General features: G+C 67.9%; 20 protein-coding genes. 10 read left to right on the top strand and 10 right to left on the bottom strand.

Going from position 1 to position 20,602, the window contains the following annotated elements; translation table 11 throughout:
* Window positions 1–2 precede the first annotated feature (2 nt).
* On the top strand, window positions 3–569 hold the full coding sequence (gene hsaB / locus ACZY1G_RS13480) for a 3-hydroxy-9,10-secoandrosta-1,3,5(10)-triene-9,17-dione monooxygenase reductase subunit (protein ID WP_463822678.1): 567 nt from the start codon (window positions 3–5) through the stop codon (window positions 567–569).
* On the opposite strand, the gene ACZY1G_RS13475 is transcribed toward hsaB, so the two are convergent.
* Window positions 566–1,015, bottom strand: a complete 450-nt coding sequence (locus ACZY1G_RS13475; RefSeq protein ID WP_463822677.1) for a hypothetical protein — start codon at window positions 1,013–1,015, stop codon at window positions 566–568. The genes hsaB and ACZY1G_RS13475 overlap by 4 nt on opposite strands.
* Before the next feature lie 26 nt (window positions 1,016–1,041).
* Between ACZY1G_RS13475 and ACZY1G_RS13470 the strand changes: the two genes are divergently transcribed.
* A complete protein-coding gene (locus ACZY1G_RS13470) occupies window positions 1,042–1,590 on the top strand; it encodes a TetR/AcrR family transcriptional regulator (RefSeq protein WP_463822676.1) in 549 nt (182 codons plus the stop codon).
* Between the two features lie 12 nt (window positions 1,591–1,602).
* On the opposite strand, the gene ACZY1G_RS13465 is transcribed toward ACZY1G_RS13470, so the two are convergent.
* Both ACZY1G_RS13465 and ACZY1G_RS13460 read right to left on the bottom strand, forming a co-directional pair.
* Window positions 1,603–2,397, bottom strand: coding sequence for an alpha/beta fold hydrolase (locus ACZY1G_RS13465; protein ID WP_463822675.1), 795 nt, complete (start codon window positions 2,395–2,397; stop codon window positions 1,603–1,605).
* A gap of 8 nt (window positions 2,398–2,405) precedes the next feature.
* The gene (locus tag ACZY1G_RS13460) at window positions 2,406–3,368 is read right to left on the bottom strand and encodes a LysR family transcriptional regulator (protein ID WP_463822674.1); all 963 of its coding nucleotides are present in this window, start codon (window positions 3,366–3,368) and stop codon (window positions 2,406–2,408) included.
* A 132-nt stretch (window positions 3,369–3,500) separates the two neighbouring features.
* On the opposite strand from ACZY1G_RS13460, the gene ACZY1G_RS13455 reads away from it, so the two are divergent.
* Genes ACZY1G_RS13455 through ACZY1G_RS13445 form a run of 3 tightly spaced genes read left to right on the top strand, consistent with a single transcriptional unit; the run spans window position 3,501 to window position 7,479 of the window.
* Window positions 3,501–4,793, top strand: a complete 1,293-nt coding sequence (locus tag ACZY1G_RS13455) for an MFS transporter (RefSeq protein WP_463814734.1) — start codon at window positions 3,501–3,503, stop codon at window positions 4,791–4,793.
* Window positions 4,794–4,834: 41 nt separating this feature from the next.
* Window positions 4,835–5,581 carry a 3-hydroxybutyrate dehydrogenase gene (locus tag ACZY1G_RS13450; protein WP_463822673.1) on the top strand — a complete coding sequence of 249 codons (747 nt, stop codon included), beginning with the start codon at window positions 4,835–4,837 and terminating at the stop codon, window positions 5,579–5,581.
* Window positions 5,566–7,479, top strand: coding sequence for an acetoacetate--CoA ligase (locus ACZY1G_RS13445; protein ID WP_463822672.1), 1,914 nt, complete (start codon window positions 5,566–5,568; stop codon window positions 7,477–7,479). The genes ACZY1G_RS13450 and ACZY1G_RS13445 overlap by 16 nt, the downstream gene beginning before the upstream one ends.
* Here the strand turns inward: ACZY1G_RS13445 and ACZY1G_RS13440 are convergent.
* Window positions 7,460–8,743, bottom strand: a complete 1,284-nt coding sequence (locus tag ACZY1G_RS13440; RefSeq protein WP_463822671.1) for an HNH endonuclease — start codon at window positions 8,741–8,743, stop codon at window positions 7,460–7,462. The two genes, ACZY1G_RS13445 and ACZY1G_RS13440, sit on opposite strands and share 20 nt — an antisense overlap.
* Before the next feature lie 146 nt (window positions 8,744–8,889).
* On the opposite strand from ACZY1G_RS13440, the gene ACZY1G_RS13435 reads away from it, so the two are divergent.
* Complete coding sequence (locus ACZY1G_RS13435) at window positions 8,890–9,132, top strand: hypothetical protein (RefSeq protein WP_463818294.1); 243 nt, start codon at window positions 8,890–8,892, stop codon at window positions 9,130–9,132.
* Between the two features lie 12 nt (window positions 9,133–9,144).
* Here the strand turns inward: ACZY1G_RS13435 and ACZY1G_RS13430 are convergent, their stop codons facing one another.
* Window positions 9,145–10,245, bottom strand: a complete 1,101-nt coding sequence (locus ACZY1G_RS13430; RefSeq protein ID WP_463822670.1) for an ROK family transcriptional regulator — start codon at window positions 10,243–10,245, stop codon at window positions 9,145–9,147.
* Between the two features lie 145 nt (window positions 10,246–10,390).
* On the opposite strand from ACZY1G_RS13430, the gene xylA reads away from it, so the two are divergent.
* From xylA to ACZY1G_RS13410, 4 genes are read left to right on the top strand one after another with little or no spacing between them, the layout of a single operon-like run.
* Complete coding sequence (gene xylA / locus ACZY1G_RS13425) at window positions 10,391–11,629, top strand: xylose isomerase (protein ID WP_463822669.1); 1,239 nt, start codon at window positions 10,391–10,393, stop codon at window positions 11,627–11,629.
* A gap of 56 nt (window positions 11,630–11,685) precedes the next feature.
* Window positions 11,686–12,765, top strand: coding sequence for a sugar ABC transporter substrate-binding protein (locus tag ACZY1G_RS13420; RefSeq protein WP_463818297.1), 1,080 nt, complete (start codon window positions 11,686–11,688; stop codon window positions 12,763–12,765).
* Window positions 12,766–12,771: 6 nt separating this feature from the next.
* Window positions 12,772–13,566 (top strand): ATP-binding cassette domain-containing protein, encoded by a 795-nt coding sequence (locus ACZY1G_RS13415; protein ID WP_463818298.1) that lies wholly within the window; start codon window positions 12,772–12,774, stop codon window positions 13,564–13,566.
* Between the two features lie 23 nt (window positions 13,567–13,589).
* On the top strand, window positions 13,590–14,855 hold the full coding sequence (locus ACZY1G_RS13410) for a sugar ABC transporter permease (RefSeq protein WP_463818299.1): 1,266 nt from the start codon (window positions 13,590–13,592) through the stop codon (window positions 14,853–14,855).
* Window positions 14,856–14,858: 3 nt separating this feature from the next.
* Here ACZY1G_RS13410 and ACZY1G_RS13405 read toward each other — a convergent pair whose 3' ends face one another.
* The 5 genes from ACZY1G_RS13405 to fadD3 are packed head-to-tail and all read right to left on the bottom strand — an operon-like array spanning window position 14,859 to window position 20,584.
* Window positions 14,859–16,013, bottom strand: a complete 1,155-nt coding sequence (locus ACZY1G_RS13405; RefSeq protein WP_463818300.1) for a pyridoxal phosphate-dependent aminotransferase — start codon at window positions 16,011–16,013, stop codon at window positions 14,859–14,861.
* A 9-nt stretch (window positions 16,014–16,022) separates the two neighbouring features.
* Window positions 16,023–16,982 (bottom strand): acyl-CoA dehydrogenase IpdE2, encoded by a 960-nt coding sequence (gene ipdE2 / locus ACZY1G_RS13400; protein WP_463822668.1) that lies wholly within the window; start codon window positions 16,980–16,982, stop codon window positions 16,023–16,025.
* On the bottom strand, window positions 16,979–17,932 hold the full coding sequence (locus ACZY1G_RS13395) for an acyl-CoA dehydrogenase family protein (RefSeq protein WP_463822667.1): 954 nt from the start codon (window positions 17,930–17,932) through the stop codon (window positions 16,979–16,981). The genes ipdE2 and ACZY1G_RS13395 overlap by 4 nt, the downstream gene beginning before the upstream one ends.
* 7 nt (window positions 17,933–17,939) lie before the next feature.
* The gene (locus tag ACZY1G_RS13390; RefSeq protein ID WP_463818303.1) at window positions 17,940–19,064 is read right to left on the bottom strand and encodes an acyl-CoA dehydrogenase family protein; all 1,125 of its coding nucleotides are present in this window, start codon (window positions 19,062–19,064) and stop codon (window positions 17,940–17,942) included.
* Window positions 19,064–20,584: a 3-((3aS,4S,7aS)-7a-methyl-1,5-dioxo-octahydro-1H-inden-4-yl)propanoate--CoA ligase FadD3 gene (gene fadD3, locus ACZY1G_RS13385; protein ID WP_463822666.1), complete on the bottom strand. Its 1,521-nt coding sequence runs from the start codon at window positions 20,582–20,584 to the stop codon at window positions 19,064–19,066. The genes ACZY1G_RS13390 and fadD3 overlap by 1 nt, the downstream gene beginning before the upstream one ends.
* Window positions 20,585–20,602: the final 18 nt, after the last annotated feature.

Below are 20,602 nucleotides of genomic sequence, written 5' to 3'. Positions count from 1 at the left end.
CAGTGTCCGGCGCACCGATCGACCCGCGCACATTCCGCAATGTGCTGGGCCAGTTCTGTACGGGCATCACGGTCATCACGACGGTTCACGACGACGTTCCGGTGGGCTTCGCCTGCCAGTCGTTCGCCGCGCTGTCGCTGGACCCGCCGCTGGTCCTGTTCTGTCCGACGAAGGTCAGTCGGTCCTGGCAGGCCATCGAGGCCAGCGGGAAATTCTGCGTGAACGTCCTGCACGAGAACCAGAAGGACGTGTCGGCGCGCTTCGGGTCTCGTGAGCCGGACAAGTTCGCCGAGATCGATTGGTCGTTGTCGCCGTTGGGGTCGCCGATCATCGGCGGGACACTGGCCCACATCGACTGCACGGTGGCCTCGGTGCACGACGGTGGCGACCATTTCGTCGTGTTCGGGGCGGTGCACTCGCTGTCCGATGTGCCCCACAAGAAGCCGCGGCCGCTGCTGTTCTACCAGGGTCAGTACACGGGCATCGAGCCCGACAAGACGACGCCGGCGGACTGGCGCAACGACCTCGAGGCGTTCCTCACCGCCACCACTGACGACACCTGGCTCTAGCCTGCCCGCTCGGCCGCCCCCTGCAGCAGCGAGTCGACGAAATTCAGATGTGACGGCAGCGCTTTGGCCCACATCGCCCGAGCCACCGGGTGGGCCATCCGGGCGAAGGTGGCGAACTCGATCCCATCTCGGGTTACCCGCGTGACCAGCTGACCGGTCAGGCCGAGGGGTGAATCACCCTGGAGCAGTATGTAATCGGCGCCTCGATGGACTATGGGCCAGCCCGCGATTACGTCGCGTCCACGGTGATGCACCCGCAGTCCCAGCATCGTCCAGCCGGCTGTCAATCGTGCCCGCATCGCGGCCGGAGGCCCTTCGAGGATCTCGCGTGCCCACTGTTCGGGCGTTCTACCGCCGGCAGCGTCGGTGGACAGCAGGTGGGTGTCGACGTGGTCGATGCGGTCGAGAGTGCAGAACGCGCGCAGCGTGTCGGCATCGGGCTCCATAGATGCAGAACAGTACTGTATCTATTATGGCGCCACCAGTACGAACTTCTCGGGAACTCTGGATCGACACCGGGCTGGACCTGTTGGCCACTGACGGACCCGGCGCGGTCCGGGTGGAGGTGCTTGCCCAGCGGCTCGGCGTGACGCGCGGCGGCTTCTACCGACAGTTCGGAGGACGAGCGGAGTTGGTCGACGCGATGCTCGACACGTGGGAGGGTCGCAGCATCGACGACGTCCGCCGCCGTGTCGAGGCCGAGGGCGGGGACGCCGTCGTCAAGGCACGCAAGGCCGGAATGCTGACGTTCGCGCCTGATCTCCTTCCGACCGATCTGGCCGTGCGGGAGTGGGCGCGGCGGGATGCGGCGGTCGCGGCGCGGTTGCGTCGGGTCGACAACCGCAGGATGGACTACCTGCGGGAGCTGGTCTCCACGATGTCCGCTGACGCCGAGGACGTCGAAGCCCGGGCGATGCTGGCGTTCTCCTTGGTAATCGGTGACCACCTGATTGCGGCGGACCAATTCGTCGGAGGCCGGGCAGCGGTGCTGCGTGCTGCCACCCGGCTGGTCCTCGGCTGAATCACACGCCTGTCATTCATCCCCAATGTGGACAACCCTGTGGATGAACGAGACGATCGTGTCACTCACCTGCCGGTGAACGGTCTCGTTGAGGATGTCGTGCCGGGCACCGGAGAACTCGACCAGCTCTAGCGCCGCAATCGTCTCGGCATAGGCGCGGACGGCGCTGACCGGCGCGATCGGATCGTTGGCGCCGTGAACGGCAAGGGTCGGCAGCGCCAATGTCGGCAGCTCGGAGCCGAACCGGTCCCACGCCCGGTCCAGCTCACGGGCCAGGGCGCGGCTGTCGGCCTCGACGAAGGCAAGCGGGTCGTTGACCATCGAGTCGAGGTAGAACGGATCGGCCGACAGCCACGACGGGTCCAGGTCGAGCGACGTGTCCACGTCGAGCAGCTCGGGCACCGGCACCAGTGGCGCCCCGGAGATGACGGCGCCGGCGTACTCGTCGCCGTGCTCGAGCGCACGCACCAGCGTGACGACGGCACCGTAGGAGTGACCCTGCGCGATCACCGGGATACCGGGGTGTGCGTCAGTGGCGAGCTCGGCGAGGCTCTCGGCCAGCGCCGAGCTGTCCTCGATGGTGCCGACGTCACCGCGGTCGCCGCCGGTCAGACCGTGGCCGAACTGATCGACGGCCCACAGGTCGATGCCCGCCGCGTTGAGCGCGAACCCGTACCGGTGGTAGACCCCGGTGTGCTCTCCGAAACCGTGCAGGAAGACGACGGAGGCTTTGGGACCTTCGGCCGCCCAGTGCCGGTAGTAGGCGCGTCCGCGGGGATGGTCGCGGGGATGGTCGAGGAAGGGCATGCCTCACGCTAGACGGCGCCGAGCAGGACGTCGCGCTGGTCATCCATGCGCGCTCTGATCGCGTCGACGACGGCAGCCACTTCGGGCCTGCGCCGTGTCTCGGGCCGGGCGACGAGCCAGTAGGCGAGCCGGACAGACACGGTGTCGGGCAGCACCCGGACGAGATCGCCGTGCCGGTCGGCCATGAAGCAGGGCAGGAGACCGAGGCCGGCGGCTGCTCTGGTGGCCTCGACGTGGACGAACACGTTGGTCGAGGTGACTGATTCACGCATCGCAGGGGCGAAGCTGGTCGCCAGGTCCAGATCGTCGACCTGCAGCATGGAATCGATGAAGTACACCAGCGGGAAGCGGTGCAGGTCGGCCAAATCCGCGGGTGCTCCGTGCTCGGCGAGGTAGTCCCGCGAGCCGTAGAGGCCCAGGCAGTAGTCGCCCAGGCGCAGCGCGGTGGCCCGGTGCACCCGGGGCTCGCTCCCGGGTCCGGCGACCACCACCTCGAGGTCGAGTCCCGAGCGCTGCTGGGTGGCGCGCCGGGTCGCGGCCACGATCTCGACCGCGACCTTCGGGTGCCTGCGCTGCACCGAGGCGGCGGCGGGTGCGGCGATGTAGGCGGAGAACCCGTCGGTGGCCGACAACCGGACGACGCCTTCGAGCGCGCGGTTGCCTGCCGCGTCGACGGTCAGTGAGCGCACCGCCGATTCGACGGCCTCGGCTGCCGCCAGCGCGTCCCGGCCGAGCTCGGTGAGCTCCCAGCCGCCGGCAACCCGAGCCAACACCCGCCCGCCCATCGCTTGTTCCAGCGCGGTGATGCGACGGCTGATCGTCGTGTGGTTGAGGTTCAGCTCTTCCGCCGCCGTGGTGTATCGACCCGTGCGTCCGACGGCAAGGAGTACGAGCAGATCGTCGGCACTCGGTCGGCGCGCAGCTGGTGTCACTTCTGCATTTTTGCAGATCCGTGGTGCGGTTTTGACCATTGCTGCGGTGGGTAGCTGCAGGAATACTCATTGCCATCTGTGGTCGGCATCACAACAAAGGGGTGTGAATTGAGTACGCAACAGGACGCCGGGTCGGTCACGACCGGCCTCAAGCGCGTCGTCGCGGCATCGATGGCCGGCACTGTCGTCGAGTGGTACGAGTTCTTTCTCTACGCCACCGCGGCCACGCTGGTGTTCAACAAGGTGTTCTTCGCCGAGGGCACGAGTGAGGCGGCGGGGCTGATCGCGGCGCTGCTGACCTATGCGGTCGGCTTCATCGCCCGTCCGCTCGGCGGCATCGTCTTCGGGCACTTCGGCGACAAGTACGGTCGAAAGAAGCTGTTGCAGTTCGCGATCCTGCTCGTCGGCGTCGTGACGTTCCTGATGGGCTGCCTACCCACCTACGCGCAGATCGGGGTGTGGGCGCCGATCCTGCTCGTGCTGTTGCGATTCCTGCAGGGCTTCGCGGTCGGCGGTGAGTGGGGCGGCGCGGTACTGCTGGTTGCCGAGCACAGCCCGAGCAAGGACCGCGCGTTCTGGGCGAGCTGGCCGCAAGCCGCGGTGCCCGTCGGCAACATGCTGGCCACCGTGGTGCTGCTGGTGCTCACCGGCACGCTGTCCGACGAAGCGTTCCTGTCGTGGGGCTGGCGCGTGGCGTTCTGGCTGTCCGCGGTGGTCGTGCTCATCGGCTACTACATCCGCACCAAGGTCACCGACGCGCCGATCTTCGTGGAGGCGCAGCAGGAGGTCGAGCGCGTCAAGGCGGTCTCCTACGGCGTGTTCGAGGTGCTGAAGCGTTATCCCCGTGGGGTTTTCACGGCCATGGGACTGCGGTTCGCCGAGAACATCATGTACTACCTCGTCGTCACGTTCTCGATCGTCTACCTCAAGACCCATGTGGGCGCCGACACCGGCGACATCCTGTGGTGGCTGCTGGCCGCGCACTTCGTGCACTTCTTGGTCATCCCGCAGGTCGGCAAGCTCTCCGACCGATTCGGGCGCCGCCCTGTGTACATGGTCGGTGCCGCGCTCGCCGCGACGTGGGGCTTCTTCGCCTTCCCGATGATGAACAGTGGCGATTACCTGCTGATCATGGCGGCGATCATCCTCGGCCTGATGATCCACTCGCTGATGTACGCGCCGCAGCCGGCGATCATGGCCGAGATGTTCCCGACGCGGATGCGCTACTCGGGTGTCTCGCTGGGCTATCAGGTCACGTCGATCGTGGCGGGCTCGCTAGCGCCGGCCATCGCGACCTGGCTTCTCGACGACTTCGGGACCTGGGTGCCGATCGCGATCTACCTCGCCGGCGCCGCCGTCATCACCTTCATCGCTGCGTGGTTCACCCGCGAGACCAACGGCCTGGACCTCAAGACGCTCGACGAGGCCGACCGCGAGCAGCTGGCGAAGGCGGGCATCGCATGAGTGGGCCGGGCATGAGTGGGCCGGGCATGAGTGGGCCGGGCATGAGCGAGCTGCAGGGACGCACCGCTCTGGTGACGGGTGGAGCCAGCGGAATCGGCGCCGCGTGCGCACGCGAACTCGCCTCGCGCGGCGTGTCCGTCACGGTCGCCGACATCGACGACGTCGGCGCCAAGGCGCTGGCGCAGGAGATCGGCGGTACTGCGTGGTCGCTGGATCTGTCCGACGTCACCGCGCTCGAGGATCTGCGCCTCGAGGTCGACATCCTGGTCAACAACGCCGGCATCCAGAGCATCAGCGAGATCGCCGAGTTTCCGCCTGACCGCTTCCGCACAATGTTGGCGCTGATGGTGGAGGCGCCGTTCCTGCTGATCCGGGCGGCGCTACCGCACATGTACCGCGAAAGCTATGGGCGCGTCATCAACATCTCGTCCATCCACGGGCTGCGGGCCTCGCCCTTCAAGGTGGCCTACGTGACGGCCAAACATGCGCTCGAGGGGCTGTCCAAGGTGACCGCGCTGGAAGGCGGCCCGCACGGCGTCACCAGCAACTGCGTCAGCCCGGGTTACGTGCGCACCCCGTTGGTGACAAAGCAGATCGCCGATCAGGCGCGAACACATAACATCGCGGAAGATCAGGTCATCACGGACATCCTCCTCAAGGAGAGTGCTGTCAAGCGGCTCGTCGAGCCGGAAGAGGTGAGCGCATTGGTGGCATGGCTGGCGACACCGGCGGCGGGCATGGTGACGGGAGCGTCGTACACGATGGACGGCGGATGGAGCGCCCGTTGACGGCGACGACCGACGCGCCTCAGTGGGTGCCCTCCGACGACGACGTCAGCGGCGCCCGTGTCACCGATTTCGCGCGCTTCGCCGAAGGGCGGACGGGCGGTGCGTATCCGGACTACCACGCGCTGTGGCAGTGGTCGGTCGACGACATCGAGGGATTCTGGTCGGCGCTGTGGGACTACTTCGATCTCGGTGAGCGTGGTCCTAGCGTGCTCGAGAGCACCGATATGCCTGGCGCGCAGTGGTTTCCCGCAACGATGTGCAACTACGTCGACGTGATCGTGCGCAACGCCCGTTCCGATCGCCCTGCGATCATCTCGGTCAGCGAGAGCGGGCCGGACCGTGAGATGTCGTGGGACGAATTGCTGCGCCGCGCAGCGGCATTCGCGGACAAGCTGCGTGCCAGTGGCGTGACGGCCGGCGACCGGGTGGTCGGGTATCTGCCCAACATCGCCGAGGCGGTGATTGCCTTTCTCGCTACGGCGAGCATTGGCGCGGTATGGAGCGCGTGCGGTCAGGACTACTCGGCGAAGGCCGCGCTGGATCGTCTCGGCCAGCTGGAGCCGACTGTGCTCGTGGCCGCCGACGGCTATCACTTCGCCGGCAAGTATCGAGACAAGCAGGCCGATGTGGCAGCCCTGCGTGACGGATTGCCTACGCTGCGTGCCACGTTCACGCTGGCCGATCTCGAGGAGAAGAGCCCGCACGGTCTCGACAGCGTCGCGGTGCCGTTCGACCACCCGCTGTGGATCCTGTTCTCCTCGGGCACCACGGGATTGCCGAAGGGCATCATGCACGGTCATGGCGGCGTCGTCGTCGAGCATTTGAAAGCCGTTGCGCTGCAGTCTGACATCGGACCCGATGACACCTTCTTCTGGTACACCAGCCCCAGTTGGATGATGTGGAACTTCCAGGTGGCGGGTCTGCTGGTCGGCGCGACCATCGTCTGTTACGACGGCAGTCCGAATGCGCCGGAGCCCGACGCTCTCTGGGCTATCGCGGCTCGCGTCGGCGCGACGGTCCTGGGCACCAGTCCCGGTTATGTGCTGGGCTGCATCAAGGCCGACGTCCGCCCCGCTGCGACCCACGACCTCTCCGCGCTGCGCAGCATCGGCATCACGGGCTCGTCGCTGCCGGCGTCGTCGTCGCTGTGGTTGGCGGACAATGTCGGTGGCCAGATCGCCTCGATCAGCGGGGGCACCGATGTGGTGTCGGCGTTCATCGGTGGGGTCCGCACCGTCGCGGTGTGGCCGGGTGAGCTCTCGGTGCCGTTCCTCGGCGTGGCACTCGACTCCTGGGACGAATCGGGCGCACCCGTCCGCGGTGAGGTCGGCGAACTCGTCGTCACCAAGCCGATGCCGTCGATGCCGATCGCGTTCTGGAACGATCCCGACGGAAGTCGCTACCGCGACGCCTATTTCGACACCTACCCGGGGGTGTGGCGGCACGGAGACTGGATCACGATCACCGATCACGGCAGCGTCATCGTGCATGGGCGTTCCGACTCCACCCTGAACCGCCACGGCATCCGGATGGGCAGCTCCGACATCTACCAGGCCGTCGAGAGTCTTCCCGAGATCGCCGAGGCGCTGGTGATCGGCGCCGAACAACCCGACGGCGGTTACTGGATGCCCCTGTTCGTGGTCCTCGCCGAAGGAGCCGAGCTCGATGATGCTCTGCGACAACGCATCAACGACGCGATCCGCACTGAGGTCTCGCCGCGGCACGTCCCCGACGAGATAATCGTCGCGCCGGGCGTACCGCACACCCGCACCGGTAAGAAGCTCGAGGTCCCGATCAAGAAACTGTTCCAGGGCCGCGATGCAACCAAGGTCGTCGACCGCAGCGCCGTCGACGATCCGGACCTCCTCGATTGGTACGTCACGCAACGTCGCGCCTGACCAGGTCGATCGCAAGGATTCCTTCGACCACGCTGTAGCGGCGTCGTGTCGGTGGTCCGGGTAGTGGTGGTGCGGTGGAGTGGTAGGTCGCGCCGGTGGGGGTCCGGTAGTCGGCGCTGTGGTGGCCGTCGGTGTTGGTGGTGGTGACGTGCCAGCCGGGTGCTTCTTTGGCGTAGTTGCAGGCTGCGCAGGTGCCCAGCCCGTTGAGCGCTGAGGTGGGGCCACCCTCGCGGGCGGGGGTGGCGTGGTCGCGGTGCCGTATCGGGGCGTCGCAGTAGGGGGTGCGACAGGTCTGGTCGCGCAGCCCGATGAACATCGCCAACCCGGCCGGAAAGCGGCGGGCCGGTGATTCCATCGCGACCAGTTGCCCGCTCGACGGGTGGCGGTAGAGCCGCCGCAGCGTGGCCTTCGCGGCCTCGTCGGTGACGACATCCGACACCAGATCGCGCACCACCGCGGCCGGCACCGGGCCGTAGCCCTCGATCCAGCCGGGGCTGTCGTCGTCACCGAAGAGGGTGGTGTCGGCCATCACGAGGTTGACCGCGATCGGTACCGGCGCCTCGGCCGGGCGCGCGGTGACCCGGCGGTAGAGGGTGTCGGTCATGATTTGTCCGCGGGGGCGGCCATCGCCACACAGATCCGCCTCGCGTCGCAACGCTGCGTACACCCCGATGCCTTGGGATAGCGGCATCACCGCGGTCAGATACACCATCCCGTTGGGGGCCGGCCGGGTCGACACCGAGGCGCTCTGGGCGGCGCGTTCTTTGCGTTCGACGACCGCGGCGGCATCCAGGCGGGCGGCGATCGCGGCCGCGGCGGCCTCGATCCGGGCATTGCCCAACCCGACCAAGGCGCCCATGTCCGCACACATCTCTTCGTCGAGGGTGCGGCGATCCTCGACAGTGAGGCAGGCCGACTGTTTGACGATCAGGGTGGCCCGCCACTCGGTCAACACGCCGGCGTGCAGCGCGGCCAGGGTGTGGGGCATCTCCTCGACCAACGCCCGAGCGAACCCGAGATGTTGACCACCGCGGGCCGGGGAATCCAGGCGCGCCAACGCCACCTCCGAGGCCAACCCCCGACCCCGTCTCGCCGCCGGCATCCCCGCCGCGGTCTCAGCGGCGCGCCGCTTGGACGCCCATAACGCGGTGGCGCGGGCCTGCACCGCGGTAGCCTCCGCTTTGAGTCGTTCGCAGCGGGCGACAACCTCGCGCAGCTCAGCCTCCGTGGCCGACCCGTCGATATCGAACATCTGTGCGAACATGTCACCGACACTAGCGCGCCCCACCGACAAGTTCCGTCTGCGATTCCCGCTAGCTGTACCTGACACATGGCGGTCAGCCATGGCGACGACGGCGCGGCCGCGCGCGACGATCGAAGAGTCACGATCCGCCACGTCAGGAGAACGCTATGACCACGAAGGTCGCCCTCACCGCCGCCGTCGCAGGCCTGCTGATCGCCTTGGCACCCGCCGCTGCCGCGGACCCCACCGCCATGGCCGACGGGCGTTCGGGCGGTCCCGGTCAGCCCGTCGGCGCCGACCCGCTCATCCCGTTCGGCACGCTACCGATATCGCCGGTGCGGCTGGGCTACGTCGACAGCGACCATGACGAGGCCAACACCTCTGGCGGCGGAGTCGACACACCGTTCTGAGCGCCTGTCCCGTCAGGACCGCGCTGGATCCGCCAACACAGGAGCGAATGCCAGCTCGGCAGCCCCGATGACGACGGTCTCGCGACCCAGCGTCGCCGGCATGATGCGCACGAGATCGCGGGGGCCGCCCATGCTGCGGCGGCCCAACTCCTCCCGCAGGATCTCGCCCGCGTAGGCGGGGAAGGCACGTAGGAACCCGCCCAGCACCACCAGTCGCGGGTTCAGCATGTTGATCGCATTACCCAGCGCGATAGCCAACGCCCGGGCCTGTCGATGCAGCACTTCGCGTTCGGCATCGGTCGGGCACGGTTGAGCATCGCCGGGTCGGACTCTTTCCAGTTCGGCGATCAGCCGGGCCAAAGGCGCCTGTGTCACTTCGGTTTCCAGGCACCCCGTGCTGCCACAGTGGCAGCTCTCCGCTCCGCCGGTGAAGGTGTGGCCCAGTTCGCCCGCGTACCCCGCGACTCCCTCGAGAAGTCCACCGGCGACGACGAATCCGGCGCCGATGCCCGTGGTTCCCCCGTTGACGTAGATGAGGTGATCGGCGCCCTGGTGCTGCCCGAACAGATGCTCCGCGATGGCCCCGGCATTGGCGTCGTTGGCCGCGTACACAGGTAAACCTGTTGCGGTGCTGAGGAGTTCACCGATCTTGACATCGTGCCAGTCCAGATTCGGCGCGAGCTGGACCGTCGACTCCGGAGCGTGCACGAGCCCCGGTACCGCGACGCCGATCGCGGTGAGCGCGCTGGTATCCGGCAGCTCGCGCGCGACGCGGTCCACCACGTCGGCGGCCAACGCCACGGTCTCGGCCGGTGTCGGCACGCCCTTCGTCACGCAGCGAACCACCTCCAGCACGTTGCCGCCCATGGCCACCACCCCCACCGTGACGGCGTCGAGTTCCGGAATCACGGTGGCAGCCAGGACGCGCCTGCCGGGGCGCACCACAGGGCTGGGTCGACCCACCTGCGACAGCGGAGCGGCCGGCAGTTCCTCAGCCAGCCCGCGGGCCACCAGCTCCTCGACCAGATCCTTGATGGTCGACCGCGACAACGCCGTGCGGCGGGTCAGTTCGGCGCGGCTCAGCGCACCGTGACGATGCACGAGCGTCAACACGTTCGAAAGGTTCCGCTGCCGCACACCGTCGGCCCCCGCGCCTGGGCGAGTCGATGTCACAGGTCACCTCCCGGCCTTGACAGTGGCACAGGCCACATCTTATGTTCGCGCAGAGAACAAACTACCGTCTCCGAAGGGATTCGACATGACCTTGGTGGAGTCCGGGGCCGAAACGACCCAGAGTCTCACGCCGACAGCGGCGGACAAATTCTCTTTCGGGCTCTGGACGGTTGGCTGGACGGCCAGCGATCCGTTCGGCGTGCCGACCCGCCCGGCACTCGATGTGGTCGAAGCGGTCGAGCGGCTCGCCGAACTCGGCGCCTACGGCCTGACGTTCCACGACGACGATCTGTTCCCGTTCGGTTGTTCCGATGCCGAGCGCCGACGGATGATCGACCGGCTCACCGCCGCACTGTCGGCGACGGGCATGACGGTGCCGATGGTGACCACGAACCTGTTCAGCCAGCCGGTGTTCAAGGACGGCGGGTTCACCAGCAACGACCGTGCGGTGCGCCGCTTCGCGTTGCGCAAGGTGTTGCGCAACCTCGATCTGGCCGCCGAACTCGGCGCGCGGACATTCGTGTTGTGGGGTGGGCGCGAGGGCAGCGAATACGATTCCTCCAAGGACGTCCAGGCCGCCTTCGAACGCTATCGCGAGGCACTGAATCTGTTGTGCGAGTACGCCATCGACCAGAAGATGCAGCTCCGCTTTGCGATCGAACCCAAACCGAACGAGCCGCGCGGTGACATCCTGCTGCCGACGGTCGGGCATGCGTTGGCCTTCATCGACACGCTGGCTCACCCGCAGATGGTGGGGGTCAATCCGGAGGTGGGTCACGAGCAGATGGCCGGCCTGAACTTCATGCACGGCATCAGCCAGGCGCTCTACAGCGGCAAGCTGTTCCACATCGACCTCAACGGTCAGCGCGGCATCAAGTTCGACCAGGACCTCGTGTTCGGTCACGGCGATCTCGCCAATGCGTTCGCCCTCGTCGACCTCTTGGAGCACGGCGGTGTCGACGGCGCTCCCGCCTACACCGGTCCGCGCCACTTCGACTACAAGCCCAGCCGGACCGAGGACGTCGACGGCGTCTGGGCCTCCGCGGCGGCCAACATGCGGATGTATCTGTTGCTCAAAGAGCGGGCGGCGGCATTTCGCGCCGATCCCGCGGTGGCCGAGGCGATGGCGCAGGCAAAGGTCGGTGAGTTGCGAACGCCGACACTGAATCCCGGCGAAACCTACGCCGATCTGCTGGCCGATCGCTCGGCCTATGAAGATTTCGACGCTGACTCCTACTTCGGTGCAAAGGGTTTCGGCTTCGTCGCACTACATCAGCTGGCGCTCGAACATCTCATTTGCGCACGCGGAGGCTATGGACGGTGACGTGCATCACGTTATAAGTTGCCCACGACAACAAAACTGCACCGGAGGCGAATCCCGTGAAACGATCGAGCGCTCTGCTGTCTGCCTTGCTCACCACCACCGTGGTGGCGGCCACCCTCACCGGGTGTAGCAGCTCCGACTCCGGAGGCAACAACGCCCAGGGCGGGCCCGGCAAGATCGGCGTCATCCTGCCCGACACCAAGTCCTCGGTCCGGTGGGAGTCCAAGGACCGCCCCGCGCTCGAGGCCGCGTTCAAACAGGCCGGGGTGCAGTACAACATCCAGAACGCCGAGGGCTCGGCCGATCAGATGGCCACGATCGCCGACGGCATGATCGCCGACGGCGTGACCGTCCTGGCGATCGTCAACCTCGACTCCGACAGCGGCGCCTCCATCCAGCAGAAGGCAGCCGCCCAGGGCGTGAAGACCATCGACTACGACCGGCTCACCCTCGGTGGTTCGGCCGACGCCTACGTCTCGTTCGACAACACCAAAGTCGGTGAGCTGCAGGGCCAGGGACTCGTCGACTGCCTCGGCGGCAAGCCGGCCAACGTCGTGTTCCTCAACGGCTCGCCCACCGACAACAACGCCACGCTGTTCTCCTCCGGTGCGCACTCGGTGATCGATGCCACGCCGAGCATCACCAACGTCGGCGAGCAGGCGGTGCCCGATTGGGACAACGACAAGGCGGTCACGATCTTCGAGCAGCTCTACACCGCGGCTGGCGGCAAGGTCGACGGTGTGTACGCCGCCAACGACGGCCTCGCCGGTTCCGTGATCTCGATCCTGGACAAGAACAAGCGGGCCGGACAGGTGCCGGTCACCGGTCAGGACGCCACGGTCGAGGGGCTGCAGAACATCCTCGCCGGGACGCAGTGCATGACGGTGTACAAATCCGCCACCGAGGAGGCCGGTGCGCTGGCCAAGGTGGCGATCGCCCTCGCCAACGGCCAGAAGCCGGAGACCAACGGCACATCGCGCGACGATCAGGGCAACCGTGACGTGCCGTCGGTGCTGCTGACCCCGAAGTCGATCACCAAGGACACCGTCGACGTCGTGTTCACCGACGGCGGGCAGTCCAAGGACGAGGTGTGCGCGGGGCAGTTCGCGGCGATGTGCTCGGCGGCAGGGGTCTGAGCACACATGAGTGACGGGCTCTCGCGGAACGAGCCGATCCTCGAACTGCGCGGCGTCAACAAGAGTTTCGGCGTCGTGCATGTCCTGCACGACATCGACTTCCGGGTCTATCCCGGGCAGGTCACCGCCCTCGTCGGAGACAACGGCGCCGGCAAGTCGACATTGGTGAAAGCCATCGCCGGGATCCACCCCATCGACAGCGGCACGTACCTGTTCGACGGCAACCCGGTCACCGTGCACGGACCCACCGACGTCTCGGCGCTCGGGGTCGAGGTGGTCTACCAGGATCTCGCGCTGTGCGACAACCTCGACATCGTGGAGAACATGTTCCTGGGGAGGGAACTCACGCGGCGCGGGATGCTGGACGAGGCGCGGATGGAGACCATGGCGCGTGACGCACTCACGTCGCTGTCGGTGCGGACGGTCGCCTCGGTGCGGCAGACCGTGGCGAGTCTGTCGGGTGGCCAGCGGCAGACCGTTGCGATCGCGAAGTCGGTCCTGTGGAACTCGAAAGTGGTTCTGCTGGACGAGCCGACGGCAGCACTCGGGGTCGCGCAGACCCAGCAGGTGATCGAGCTGGTGCGTCGCCTGGCCGATCAAGGGGTGGGGGTCGTGCTCATCTCCCACAATCTCGCCGACGTGTTCGCGGTCGCTGACCGGATCTGTGCGCTGTACCTGGGTCGGGTCGCCGCCGACGTCAAGGCCAGCGAGGTCACCCATGGCCAGGTGGTCGAGTTGATCACCGCCGGCCGGTCGGGCTCTCTCGGGCTGGCCCCGGCCGAAGCCGCCGAATCTCTGTGACACCCGGGAAGGACACCACCGCCATGGCGACAGTCACCGGCGCCACCTCGCACTCGGACTTCGCGATCGACGCGCGCTCAGATGCCGGTTTCGCGGACGCGGTGCGCTCTTATGTCCGCCGGGTCCGCGGCGGTGACATGGGTTCTTTGCCTGCGGTTCTCGGCTTGATCGTGCTTTTCGTCGTCTTCGGCCTCGCCAACGACCGGTTCATGTCGGCGTTGAACCTGGCGAATCTCATCACCCAGGCCGGCGCCATCTGCGTGCTCGCGATGGGCCTGGTGTTCGTGTTGCTGCTCGGCGACATCGACCTGTCTGCCGGTGTCGCGGGCGGGGTGTCGGCGTGTGTGATGGCGCTGATGATCGTCGATCTGCGCTGGCCGTGGTGGGCTGCGGTGCTCGCCGGCATCATCTGCGGTGCGGTCATCGGGCTGTGCATCGGGGTGCTGCGGGCCAGGCTCGGAATCCCCTCCTTCGTCGTCACATTGGCGTTCTTCCTCGGTTTGCAGGGTGTGACGCTCAAGCTCATCGGCGAAGGCGGTTCTGTTCGGGTCGACGATCCGGTGATCCGCGGGCTGACCATCGCCAACCTGGCGGTTCCGGTGGGCTGGACGATCGCCGGACTCGTCGTGGTGGGGTTCGCCGCGCTCGAAGTGGTTCAGTACCAACGGAAACGCTCACTGCACCTGGCGCATGCGCCGCTCGGGGTGGTCGCGGCCCGGGTCGTTGCGGTCGCGGCCGTGGTGCTCGGAGTGACGCTCGTCATGAGCGTCAACCGCAGCGTCAACCCGAACGTGCAAATCCGCGGGGTGCCCTACGTCCTGCCGTTGATCGTGGTCCTGCTGATCGTCATGACGTTCGTGCTGCGGCGCACCTCCTACGGCCGGCATGTCTATGCGGTCGGCGGTAACGCCGAAGCTGCTCGCCGCGCCGGCATTTCGGTGAACCGCATCCGTGTGTCGGTGTTCATCGTCTGCTCGTCGATGGCGGCGCTCAGCGGCATCATCGCGGCGTCCTACGCCGGTAAGGTGTCGGCATCCTCGGGCGCGGGCAACACGCTGCTCTACGCGGTCGGCGCCGCGGTGATCGGCGGCACGAGCCTGTTCGGCGGGCGCGGTCGCGCCGTCGACGCGGTGATCGGCGGCGTCGTGGTGGCGACCATCGCCAACGGTCTCGGCCTGCTCAACCAGTCGTCCTACATCAACTTCCTGGTCACGGGTGGTGTGCTGCTGCTCGCCGCGAGCGTGGATGCGATCTCGCGGCGACGACGCTCGTCGACCGGGCTGGGCTGAGCCTCACCGCAGCCACGCGCCGATGCGCCGCAGCGCTTCCTCGATGTCGGCGGTCGGGCCGGCGAAGGACAGCCGCACCGATGCGCCACCGCGCACCGTGTCGAAGTCGACCCCCGGTGCGATGGCAACGCCGGTGTCGGACAACAGCGTCGAGCAGAAGCGCAGCGATTCGGTGGTCAGGTGGGAGATGTCGGCGTAGACGTAGAACGCGCCGTCGGTGGGCGCAAGCCGATCGATGCCGAGTGCACGGAGGCCGTCGAGGAGCAGTGTGCGATTGGCCGCGTAGCCGTCGAGCAACGCCTCGGACTCGGCGATGGACTGCTCGGTGAACGCGGCGACGGCCGCCAGCTGCGGAAGGACCGGCGGGCAGATGGTGAAGTTCCCGGTCAGGCGGTCCACCGCCCTGCGCAACTCCTCAGGCACCAGGAGCCACCCCAGCCGCCACCCGGTCATCGCGAAGTACTTCGAAAAGCTGTTCGCCACAACGGCTTCCCGCGACGTCTCCCATGCGCAACTGGTCTCGGGCGCACCGGGGTACACCAGGCCGTGATACACCTCGTCACTGATCAGGCGCACGCCGGAGCCGGCGCACCACGCCGCGATCGCCGCGAGTTCCGCCGGCGGGATCACGGTCCCCGTGGGGTTGGCGGGGCTCGCCACGATCACTCCGGCGACGGGCGGGTCGAGAGCGGTGAGCATCTCCAGTGTCGGCTGGAACCGGGTGTCGGGTCCACAGGGCAGTTCCACGACCTCGCACCCCAGCGCGGTGAGGATGTTGCGATAGCAGGGATAGCCGGGGCTGGCGATGGCGACGCGATCACCGGCGTCGAAACAGGCCAGGAACGCCAGCAGGAATCCGCCCGAGGAGCCGGTCGTGATCACCACGTCGTCGGGATCGACCGCGAGGCCGTGGCGGTGGTCGTAGGTCGCCGCGATCGCCGTGCGCAGCTCGGGGATACCGAGGGCGACGCTGTATCCGAGCCGGTTGTCGTGAAGCGCTGCAACGGCCGCGTCGCGGACCGCGCTCGGCGCGCCCGCGCTGGGCTGCCCGGCGGACAGGTTGACGAGATCCCCGTGTGTGCGCTGCCGCTCGGCCGCGGCCAGCCAGACATCCATCACGTAGAACGGGGGGATGCCGGACCGCAGGGACACGCTCATCCCGTCAGGCTAGAACAGTTCCGATTCGAGGCGACGCACCTGTTCTCGCACAGACCCGAGCAGCTGCGCGCTCCCGTGGGCGCGCTTGAAGTACAGCTGGATATCGCTCTCCCAGGTGATCGCGATTCCGCCGTGCATCTGGACGGCCTCGGCAGCGACTCCGGTGAGCGCCTCGCTGGCGGCCAGCCGGGCGCGCGCTGCCGATACCGGGGACGGCCCCCGGGTGCACTCCTGGACGGCCTCGTCGACGATCGCGCGCGCCGCCTCCACGGCAACGTACTGATCGGCCATCCGGTGCTTGAGCGCCTGGAAGCTTCCGATCGGCCGACCGAACTGCACCCGGTCTTTGGTGTAGGCGACGGTCAGGTCGAGGCAGCGCGACGCGGCGCCCACCTGTTCGGCGGCGACGAGGATGGCGGCCAGGTCGGCCAACCCGGGGTCGGGTCCGAGAACCACGGTGTCCGAGGGGGTCACGGCCGCGAGCGGGCGGGTGATGTCCATCGCCACCGCCGGGGTGGTGCTGACAGTCCGCCAGTGAGTGAGCTTCTCCCCGTCGGCGGCGATCACGACGTCGGCGACGTTGCCGTTGACGACGTAGCCCGGGTCGAACACGACGGTGCCGATGGAGCGTCCTTCGGCCAGCGCCTCGAGCAGATCTGCCGGCGGCTCGTCGAGGGACAGCAATGCGAGCTGGGCGAGCGTGGTGCCCAGCAGCGGCGTGGGCACCAGCCGCTTACCCAGTTCACCCAGCACCACCGCCGCGTCGGCGAGTTCACCGCCGGCGCCGCCGAGTTCCTCGGGTACCACCAGCGCCGCTGCGCCGACCTGCTCGCACAGCATGGTCCACAGCGCCTCGTCGTACCCGCGTTCCGATGCGGCCGCCGTGCGGACCGCCTCTGGGGAGGCGTGTTTGTCGATCAGTGCTGCGACGGTGTCGCGCAACAACTCTCGTTCGTCACTCGACGTCACAATGCCTCCAACAGTCGTCGACGATGCCACGTGGGGTCACCCCAGGCCGGCCGCAGGGCCTGCGCCCGCAGCAGCAGCAGCGACAGGTCGTGTTCCTGGGTGTATCCGATCGCGCCGTGGGTCTGCAGAGCCGACCGCGCGGCGAGCAGTGCTGCGTCCGCCGCGGCGACTTTCGCGGCGCTGACATCGCGCGCCGTATCGGGTGAACTGTCGGCCAGGGCCAGCGCGGCCCCGTACAGAAGGGGGCGCGCCATCTCGACGGCGATCAGCACGTCGGCCAGCTTGTGTTTGATCGCCTGGTAGGTACCGATGACGGCGCCGAATTGGCTGCGCTGCTTGGCGTAGGAGACCGAAGCGTCCAGCATGGCCTGCGCCGCTCCCACCAGCTGCGCGGCGGTCGCCAGAGCCCCGAACTCGAATGCGCGCGCCACGTCGGCGGGGCGTGTGTCGCCCGCCGCGGTCACCTCGAACAGGTGCCGGCTCGGGTCGACGGATGCGTGCCGCTCACCGGGTGTGCTGTCCCCGACAGTCCCGTCGGCCGCCAGCAGCACGAGCCCGGCGGTGTCGGCGTCCACGGCGCGGGGGACCCGCGGTGGTGTGGCGACCGTGGCGATCAGTTCACCAGAGGCCAGTGCGCCCGAGCGCTCGTCGGCGGCGAGCAGAATCGGGGCGACGGCAATGGATTCGGTGACCGGTCCGGGAACGTTCCACCGGCCCAGGCGTTCCAGCGCCACCACGAGGTCCACCGGGTGGGCGTCGATGCCGTCGTACTGTTCGGCCACCATCAACGCGGTCACGCCCAGATCGGACAGCTGCGCCCAGATCTTGCGGCCGGGTGCGGTGTCACCGGCCGCCCACGCTCGGACAGCGTCCGGAATGTTGGCCGCACCCAGGGCGGCGTCGATACTCGCGGCGAAGTCCCGCTGCTGGTCGTCGATCTCGAAGTTCACGTCTCGTCTACTTTCGGGGCAGGCCTAGCAGCCGCTCGGCGATGATGTTGCGCTGGATCTCGTTGGTGCCCGCGTAGATCGGGCCGCCGAGCGCGAACAGCAACCCCTCGGTGACGCTGTCCATCAGCTCTCCGTCCGCACCCCGCAGGTCCAGCGCCGTCTGGTGCAGTGCCACGTCCAGGTCGGACCAGAACACCTTGGTGATCGACGACTCGGCGCCGAGCTCGCCGCCCGCCGCCACCCGTGTCACGGTGCCGAACGTGTGCAGCCGGTAGGCCTGCGCCTTGATCCACGCGTCGGCCACGCGATCGATGAACTCCGGCTTCGGATCGTTCTTCCACTGCGCCACAAGACGTTCGGCGGGCGCGAGGAACCGTGCGGGGCTGCGCAGCGACATGCCGCGCTCGTTGCTCGACGTGCTCATCGCGGCGCGCCAGCCGTCGTGCACACCGCCGATGACGTCCTCATCGGGGACGAACACGTCGTCCAGGAAGATCTCCCCGAAGCCCGTGGCACCGCCGAGTTGCGCGATCGGCCGTACCGTCACGCCGTCGGCCTTCAAATCGAACATCACGTACGTCAGGCCCTTGTGCCGCTGTGCCTCGGGATCGGAGCGGAACAACCCGAACGCGCGCTCCCCGAACACCGCGCGCGAACTCCAGATCTTCTGGCCGTTGAGCAGCCAGCCGCCGTCGGTGCGGGTGGCGGTCGAGCGCAGTGACGCGAGGTCACTGCCCGATTCCGGCTCCGACCATGCCTGGGCCCAGATCTCCTCGCCGCTGGCCATTTTCGGCAGGATGCGCTTCTGTTGCTCTTCGGTGCCGTGCGCGAACAACGTGGGCGCGAGCATCGAGGTGCCGTTGGCGCTGGCCCGTCCCGGCGCTCCGGCGCGGAAGTACTCCTCCTCGAACACGATCCACTGCAGCAGTGTGGCGTCGCGGCCGCCGTAGCTCTGCGGCCAGGTGATCACCGACAGTCCGGCGTCGAACAGGATCTTGTCCCAGCGGCGGTGCTGTTCGAATCCCTCGGCGATGTCGTAGGACTCGGTGGGGAAGTCGCCCGTGTGGGCCTCGAGGAACTCGCGGACCTCGGCGCGGAACGCCTCGGTGTCCTCATCGATGTGGAGGTCCATCAGTTCCTCTCTCGCAGTTGCGGTTTGACCACCTTGCCGCCCGGGTTGCGCGGTAGCGCGTCGAGAAACTCGACCGAGCGTGGGGTCTTGAAGTTGGCGAGGTGGGCGCGCGCGTGGTCGATCACCGTCTGAGCGTCCAGCGCGGCGCCGGGCAATGTCACGACAAAGGCCTTGCCGACCTCGCCGAGACGCTCGTCGGGCACGCCGATGACGGCGACCTCGGCGACACCGGGAAGCCGCGCGAGGACCTGCTCGATCTCGGCGGGGTAGACGTTGAAGCCGCCGCAGATGTACATGTCCTTGAGACGATCGGTGATCTTGAGGTTGCCGGCGTCGTCCAGCTCGCCGACGTCTCCGGTGTGCAGCCACCCCTCGGCGTCGATCGCCGCGGCGGTCGCATCCGGATCGTCGAGGTATCCGAGCATGACGTTGGGTCCGCGGAGCAGCACCTCTCCGTGGTCGGCGATCCGCAGGTCGAAGTCGGCGATCGGGCGGCCCGAGGTGGTCGCGACCGTCACCGCGTCGTCGTCGGCGCGGCACATCGTCCCGAAGCCGGCCGCCTCGGTGAGCCCGTACGCGGTCAGGACGATGTCGATGTCGAGTTCGTTCTGCATCCGCTCGATCAGCACGACCGGGATGGTGGCGGCGCCGGTGACCGCGAAACGCAGAGAACCCATGTCGAATTCGGCACGACGAGGGTGGTCGAGCAGGGTCTGGTAGATGGTCGGCGGCCCGGGCAGCACGGTGATGCGGTGTTCCTCGACGGCTCGCATCGCGGCCTCGGGGTCGAAGGTCAGGGCGGGGAACAGGGTGGCGCCGGTCTGCAGGCAGGCCAGGATGCCGGCCTTGTAGCCGAAGTTGTGGAAGAACGGGTTGATGCAGAGGTATCGATCGGCGCTCGTGAGCTGTCCGCATGCCGCCCATGCCGCCGATGCGTCGAGCGACTGTCGGTGCGCGCAGCGCACACCCTTGCTGCGTCCGGTGGTGCCGGAGGTGAACAGGATGTCGGAGACGTCGTCGGCGCCGACGGCTGCCGCACGCGCGTCGACGTCGGCCAGATCCGTTCCGGTGGCGACGAACTCGTCCCAGGTGCCGTCGTCGGTGTCGATCGGGATGCGGACGACGTTGCGCAACGCAGGCAGTGCCGGACGCTCGATGCTCGCGGCCTTGTCCGCGCCGAGGAACTGACCCGAGGCGAACAGCAGCGGCGCGGCAGTGCGCGCCAGGATGTCGGTGGCCTCGCTGGCGGTGTAGCGGGTGTTCAACGGGACGAGCACGCCGCCGGCGTGGTGGATCGCCAGACAGGCGACCACCCAGTGCCACGTGTTCGGTGACCAGATCGCGACGCGGTCGGCCGTCTCGATGCCGGCTGCGATCAGCGCGGCTGCAGCCTGGCGGACCTCGGTGCGCAACTGCGCGAATGTCAACGTTCTGGCGGGCGTGACCACCGCGGGGTGGTCGGGGAGTTCGCGTGCGATGTGGTCCAGAACCGCGGGAGTGGTTCTCGCGGCGGTGGTCATGGAACTCCTTGGGGATCG

The organism is Mycobacterium sp. IDUB_5, from assembly GCF_055419565.1.
This window is presented reverse-complemented; position numbering and strand designations above follow the sequence as displayed.

What these genes read in the sequence shown, in the direction of transcription:
- ACZY1G_RS13475 (WP_463822677.1), bottom strand. Translation starts at nt 1,015, where the DNA reads ATGGAGCCCGATGCCGACACGCTGCGCGCGTTCTGCACTCTCGACCGC.
- ACZY1G_RS13470 (WP_463822676.1), top strand. Translation starts at nt 1,042, where the DNA reads ATGGCGCCACCAGTACGAACTTCTCGGGAACTCTGGATCGACACCGGG.
- ACZY1G_RS13465 (WP_463822675.1), bottom strand. Translation starts at nt 2,397, where the DNA reads ATGCCCTTCCTCGACCATCCCCGCGACCATCCCCGCGGACGCGCCTAC.
- ACZY1G_RS13460 (WP_463822674.1), bottom strand. Translation starts at nt 3,368, where the DNA reads ATGGTCAAAACCGCACCACGGATCTGCAAAAATGCAGAAGTGACACCA.
- ACZY1G_RS13455 (WP_463814734.1), top strand. Translation starts at nt 3,501, where the DNA reads ATGGCCGGCACTGTCGTCGAGTGGTACGAGTTCTTTCTCTACGCCACC.
- ACZY1G_RS13450 (WP_463822673.1), top strand. Translation starts at nt 4,835, where the DNA reads ATGAGCGAGCTGCAGGGACGCACCGCTCTGGTGACGGGTGGAGCCAGC.
- ACZY1G_RS13445 (WP_463822672.1), top strand. Translation starts at nt 5,566, where the DNA reads ATGGAGCGCCCGTTGACGGCGACGACCGACGCGCCTCAGTGGGTGCCC.
- ACZY1G_RS13440 (WP_463822671.1), bottom strand. Translation starts at nt 8,743, where the DNA reads ATGTTCGCACAGATGTTCGATATCGACGGGTCGGCCACGGAGGCTGAG.
- ACZY1G_RS13435 (WP_463818294.1), top strand. Translation starts at nt 8,890, where the DNA reads ATGACCACGAAGGTCGCCCTCACCGCCGCCGTCGCAGGCCTGCTGATC.
- xylA (WP_463822669.1), top strand. Translation starts at nt 10,391, where the DNA reads ATGACCTTGGTGGAGTCCGGGGCCGAAACGACCCAGAGTCTCACGCCG.
- ACZY1G_RS13415 (WP_463818298.1), top strand. Translation starts at nt 12,772, where the DNA reads ATGAGTGACGGGCTCTCGCGGAACGAGCCGATCCTCGAACTGCGCGGC.
- ACZY1G_RS13410 (WP_463818299.1), top strand. Translation starts at nt 13,590, where the DNA reads ATGGCGACAGTCACCGGCGCCACCTCGCACTCGGACTTCGCGATCGAC.
- ACZY1G_RS13405 (WP_463818300.1), bottom strand. Translation starts at nt 16,013, where the DNA reads ATGAGCGTGTCCCTGCGGTCCGGCATCCCCCCGTTCTACGTGATGGAT.
- ACZY1G_RS13390 (WP_463818303.1), bottom strand. Translation starts at nt 19,064, where the DNA reads ATGGACCTCCACATCGATGAGGACACCGAGGCGTTCCGCGCCGAGGTC.
- fadD3 (WP_463822666.1), bottom strand. Translation starts at nt 20,584, where the DNA reads ATGACCACCGCCGCGAGAACCACTCCCGCGGTTCTGGACCACATCGCA.